This is a genomic window from Kitasatospora sp. NPDC057198 (assembly GCF_042670125.1).
Taxonomy (GTDB): domain Bacteria; phylum Actinomycetota; class Actinomycetes; order Streptomycetales; family Streptomycetaceae; genus Kitasatospora.
Genome location: NZ_JBHUWH010000535.1, coordinates 1 through 5,006, shown reverse-complemented (window position 1 = coordinate 5,006; position 5,006 = coordinate 1). Strand labels below are relative to the sequence as shown.

Annotated in this window: 6 protein-coding genes; all 6 read right to left on the bottom strand. The window is 75.1% G+C overall.

What is annotated here, in order from left to right; genetic code table 11:
* Positions 1-51 precede the first annotated feature (51 nt).
* The 6 genes from ACFUEL_RS34925 to ACFUEL_RS34900 all read right to left on the bottom strand — a co-directional run bounded on the left by ACFUEL_RS34925 (position 52) and on the right by ACFUEL_RS34900 (position 4,636).
* Positions 52-996, bottom strand: coding sequence for an ABC transporter substrate-binding protein (locus ACFUEL_RS34925; RefSeq protein WP_380241466.1), 945 nt, complete (start codon positions 994-996; stop codon positions 52-54).
* Entirely contained in the window at positions 993-1,766 is a 774-nt protein-coding gene (locus ACFUEL_RS34920; protein ID WP_380241464.1) for an ABC transporter permease, read from the bottom strand. Before ACFUEL_RS34920 ends, ACFUEL_RS34925 begins: the two co-directional genes overlap by 4 nt.
* Positions 1,763-2,425, bottom strand: a complete 663-nt coding sequence (locus ACFUEL_RS34915; protein WP_380241462.1) for an ABC transporter permease — start codon at positions 2,423-2,425, stop codon at positions 1,763-1,765. The genes ACFUEL_RS34920 and ACFUEL_RS34915 overlap by 4 nt, the downstream gene beginning before the upstream one ends.
* On the bottom strand, positions 2,412-3,560 hold the full coding sequence (locus tag ACFUEL_RS34910) for an ABC transporter ATP-binding protein (RefSeq protein ID WP_380241460.1): 1,149 nt from the start codon (positions 3,558-3,560) through the stop codon (positions 2,412-2,414). The genes ACFUEL_RS34915 and ACFUEL_RS34910 overlap by 14 nt, the downstream gene beginning before the upstream one ends.
* Positions 3,561-3,701: 141 nt before the next feature.
* On the bottom strand, positions 3,702-4,100 hold the full coding sequence (locus ACFUEL_RS34905; protein ID WP_380241458.1) for a rhodanese-like domain-containing protein: 399 nt from the start codon (positions 4,098-4,100) through the stop codon (positions 3,702-3,704).
* Complete coding sequence (locus ACFUEL_RS34900; RefSeq protein ID WP_380241456.1) at positions 4,094-4,636, bottom strand: cysteine dioxygenase; 543 nt, start codon at positions 4,634-4,636, stop codon at positions 4,094-4,096. The genes ACFUEL_RS34905 and ACFUEL_RS34900 overlap by 7 nt, the downstream gene beginning before the upstream one ends.
* Positions 4,637-5,006 lie beyond the last annotated feature (370 nt).

Sequence of the window (5,006 nt, the reverse complement as noted above, 5' to 3'; positions counted from 1 at the left end):
GCCCCCGACTGCTCGGGGCGGGGCCGGCGGACGGTGCTCCGCGGCGGCGGGTCAGCTCAGGCCGGCCCCCTTCAGCCAGCTCTTGGCGACCGCCGACGGGTCCTCCTTGTCCACCGCCACGCGCTTCATCAGCGCGGTCAGCCCGGCCGTGTCGAGCTTCGCCGAGACCGCGTTCAGCGCGGCCGTCCCGGTGGCGTCCAGACCGGCGGTGTTCACCAGCGGGGTGACGTTCTGCGCGCTGAAGACGTTCTTCGGGTCCTCCAGCGACACCAGCTTCAACTGGACGATCTTCGGATCGGTGGTGAACACGTTGCCGAGCTGGATGCCGCCGTCCTTCAGCGCGTTCGCGGTGGTGTCGCCGGTCGGCTTCCACTCCTTGAAGGTCAGCCCGTAGACGTCCTTGAACTGCTGCTCGCGCCGGGACTTGAACTCCGGCGGGCCGCCGATCACCAGGTCCTGCGCCTTGCCCGCCAGGTCGGCCATCGACTTCACGCCCAGCCGGTCGGCGGTCTCCTGGGTGACCGTCAGCGAGTCCTTGTCCTCCGCGGCCGCCGAGTCCAGGATCGCCAGCCCGGCCGGCAGCTTCGCCTTCAGTTCGGCGTTCACCGCGTCCTCGCCGGTGGCCGTCGACTTGGCGTCCAGGTAGCCCAGCAGCGCGCCGTTGTACTCCGGCAGCACCGTCAGCGCGCCGGACTGCAACTGCCCGTACAGCACCTCGCGGCTGCCGATGTTGAACTTCTCCTCCACCTTCACGCCCTTGGCCTGCAGGGCCTGCGAGTAGATCGAGGCCAGCAGCACGTTCTCCGGGAAGTTCGCCGAGCCGACCACCACGGTCTTCCCGGACGCGGCACCCGCCCCGGAGGCCCCGGAGGAGGCGGACGGCGCCGGGGCGGGCGACTTCGCGGCCAGCGGGTCGCTGCCGCCGGAGGAGGAGCAGGCCGCCGCACCCGCCAGCAGGGCGACGGCGAGGGCGATGCGGACCGGACGGGGCGTCATGGGGATTCCTTCACGAGTGCGGGAGGGCTTGCGGGATCGTCTGCGTCTGCGGGGTCGGGTGCGAGTACGGGTACGGGTGCGGGGTCTGCGGTGGTGCGGCCGGTGCGGCCGGTGCGCGTGCCGGGCGGCGCGGCGAGCCGGATCAGCAGGGCGAACAGCAGTTGGACCGCCACCGCCAGCAGCACCACCAGCAGGGCGCCGCCGACCGTGGTCGGGTAGTTCCGGGTGGCCAGCCCGTCGATCACGTACCGGCCCAGGCCGCCGAGGCCGACGTACGCGGCCACCGTGGCGGTCGCGATCACCTGCACCGAGGCCGTCCGCACCCCCGCCAGCAGGGTCGGCGCGGCGGCCGGCACGCACACCCGCAGCAGCGTCTGCGGGTGCGTCAGCCCGATGCCGCGGGCCGCGTCCCGGACGTCCGGGTCGGTGCCGCGCACCCCCTCGGCGGCGGCCACCAGCATCGGCGGCGCGGCCAGCGCGGTCAGCGGCAGCAGCACCGCCGCGTCGCCGACGCCCGCCAGCAGCACCGCCAGCGTCACCAGTCCCAGCGTGGGCAGGGCGCGCGCGACGCCCGCCAGCGCCGTCACCACGAACAGGCCGCGCCCCGAGTAGCCGATCAGCAGCCCCAGCGGCAGCGCCACCAGCGCGGCCAGGCCCAGCGCCTCGGCGGAGAACGCCAGGTGCTCCAGCACCCGGTGGACGATCGAGTCCGGGCCCGAGCGGTGCGCCGGATCGGCGAAGAAGTCGTGCAGCCAGCCCAGCCAGTTCACCGCGCCACCCCCCGGGCCCACGGCGCCAGCACCCGGCGGGCCGCCACCAGCAGCAGATCGGTGGCCAGCGCCAGCAGCGCCACCAGGGTGATCCCGGCCAGGATCGGGGTCGGGAAGGTCCGCTGGAAGCCGTCCACGAACAGGTAGCCCAGGCCGCCCCGGCCGACCAGCGCCCCCACCGCCGCCAGCGAGATCGAGGACACCGCGGCGACCCGCAGCCCGCCGATCAAGTACGGCACGGAGGCCGGGAGTTCGACCGCAGCCAGCCGCCGCCACGGACCGTAGCCCAGCGCGGTGGCCGCCTGTCGCACCGGCTCCGGCACCGCCCGCAGCCCGTCCACCGTGGTCGGCAGCAGCACCGCCAGCGCGTAGCAGGTCAGCGGCACCATCACGGTCTGGCGGGTGGCCAGCCCGGTGTACGGGATCAGCACCACGAACACCGCCAGCGAGGGCAGCGCGTACACCACGTTGAACACCGCCGCGAGCGGCTGGTACAGGCGCGGGAAGCGCGCGCAGGCCAGGCCGAGCGGCACCGCCAGCAGCAGTGCCAGCAGCACCGGGACGAGGGCGATCACCGCGTGGTCGGCCGTCAGGTCGCCCAGGTAGCCGAGGTGGTCGCCGAGCCAGCGCCAGCGGACCAGCGGCTCACCGTCCAGCATGCGGCACCTGCCCGGGTATCGGGTCACCGGTGGCGGTGGCGGTGGCGGTGGCGGTGGCGGTGGCGGTGGCGGTGGTGGTGGTGGTGGCGCCGGTAGTGGTGGCGGCGGGGGTCGGGGTGCTGTCGGCGGCCAGGGCCTCGACCACGGCGGCGCGGCTCGCGGTGCCGACCGCCCGGCCCGCGGCGTCCACCGCGACGGCGCGGCCGGACGGGGCCAGCAGTGCGGCGTCCAGCGCGGAGCGCAGTGAGTCCCGGGCCGGGGCGAACGCCGGGGCCGGGTGGCGTTCGGCGCCGCGCGCCCAGTGCTCCGGCCGGCCGTCCTGGTCGAGCAGCAACCGCCAGTCCCCGTACGAGGGTTGCAGGTCGTCGAGGGGGACGGCGGTGGCCGGGCGCAGGCCCAGCCCGCGCAGCCCCCGGTCGCGGCCCAGGAAGGCGGCCACGCCGGCGTCCGCCGGGGCGGTCAACAGCGTGTGCGGGTCGGCGAGTTGGGCGATCTCGCCGTGCTCGCGGAGCACCACCACCCGGTCGCCGAGCCGGACCGCCTCCTCGATGTCGTGCGTCACGAACAGCACGGTCTTGCTCAACTCGCCCTGGATGCGCAGGAGTTCCTCCTGGAGCCCGGCGCGCACCAGCGGGTCGACCGCGCTGAACGGCTCGTCCATCAGCAGTACCGGCGGGTCCGCCGCCAACGCCCTTGCCACACCGACCCGTTGCTGCTGTCCGCCGGAGAGCTGGGCCGGGTACCGGCGTGCGGTCTCCGGCGGCAGGCCGACCAGTTCCAGCAGTTCGGCGGCCCGGCTCCGGGCCCGCTTGCGGTCCCAGCCGAGCAGCCGGGGCACCGTCGCGACGTTGTCGATCACCCGGCGGTGCGGGAACAGCCCCGCCTGCTGGATCACGTACCCGATGCCGCGCCGCAGCCCCGCCGCGGGCAGCGAGGCGACGTCCGCCCCGTCCAGCAGCACCCGCCCGGCGGTCGGCACCACCATCCGGTTGACCATCCGCAGGATGGTGGTCTTGCCGCAGCCCGACGGCCCCACCAGCACGGTGGTCCGGCCGGCCGGCACCTCCAGGTCCAGGCCGCGGACGGCGACCGTGCCGTCGGGGTGGCGCTTGGCGGCGCCCTCGAATCTGATCACGGAAGGGTCCTCGGAGGGTCGGCCGTCGGGTGGGCGTCGGGTGGTCGTCGGGTGGTCGTCAGGTCGGCGGGGCGCCGGTTCGGGAGCGCCGGCGGTGCGGGTGGTCGTGGTCCGTCGCTTGTCCGGCTTCCCGGGGCGCTCTCACCGCAAACCTTGATCCACCGGGCTGGTGGGCAGCCCGGCCGCCGCCCAGGCGACGAAACCGCCGTCCAGGTCCGTCGCCCGGTGCAGCCCCAACTCCCGCAGCGAGGCGGCCGCCAGCGAGGAGGCGTACCCCTCCGAGCAGACCACGATCCAGCGCACGTCGTGGTCGACGGCCTCCGGGATCCGGTGGCTGCCGGCCGGGTCCAGCCGCCACTCCAGCACGTTCCGCTCGATCACCAGCGCCCCCGGGATCTCCCCCTCGCGGGCCCGCTGCGCCGCCGGACGGATGTCCACCAGCCGTGCCCCGTCCGCGAGTTCGTCCCGGGCCCGGAGCGGATCCGGCCGGTCGAGGCCCCGCCGGGCCTCCGCCAGCAGCTGCTCCACCGTCCTCACCACTGCTCCGGTCCTTCCGTGGAGGTCTTCACCAGGCCGCCGGCCCGCAGTTCGTAGTGCGACATCCCGCTCAGCGGCGGCGAGTACGCGTGCAGCGTCACCGCCGGGCCCTGCGCGGTGTTGCGGACGTCGTGCAGGTACTGCGGGCCGAACGCCCGCTCGCTGCCGGAGGACAGCCGGCGCACCGTCAGTCCGTGCTCCGGCCCGGCCAGCGCCAGCTCCTCCAACTCGCCCAGCGCCACCGTGAACGCCCCGCGCGAGCCGCCGTGGTCGTGGAAGCCGGTGGACTGCCCCGGCAGCCAGCTGATCAGCCACACCTCGTAGTCCTCCGCCAGCTCCAACCGCTCGTACCAGCGGTCCTCCGCGGACAGCCGCACCCGGTGCAGCCAGCGCTCGGGCCGCTCGGCCAGGTCGCGGACGATCCGGCGCAGCGCGTTCGGGGACAGTGGCGGGCGGGCGGTGCCGACGGGGGATCCGGCGACACGGGATCCGGCGGCGGGGGTGGTGGCGGTGGGGGTGGTGGCGAGGTCGATGCTCATGGGGTCCTCCGGGATGCGCCGGGGCGGCCGTCGCCGGGGACGCGTGCGCGGAGGGCACGGACCGGGCGGGCAGCGCGCGGACGGCAGGGCGAGAAGAGGGGTGCGGCGGGGCCGGACGGGTGCGGGGGCCCTGGTCAACCCACAGGGCGCACGCGGGATTTCACGCGGAGGGCGTCAACAGCAGGCACACATGTCGCTCGCCTGGCGTCGCAGATCGACGTGCAGGCGGCAGACCAGGAAGGTGCCGGAGTTCATGCCGCAGATGCTTCACGACGCGGCGGCGGCCCGTCAAGTGCCGCCGCGCCGGGGTCGCATCGTGGACATCCGCGTCTCGCTCTCCGGACAGGCCGACGGCCCGCGCTCCGGGGAG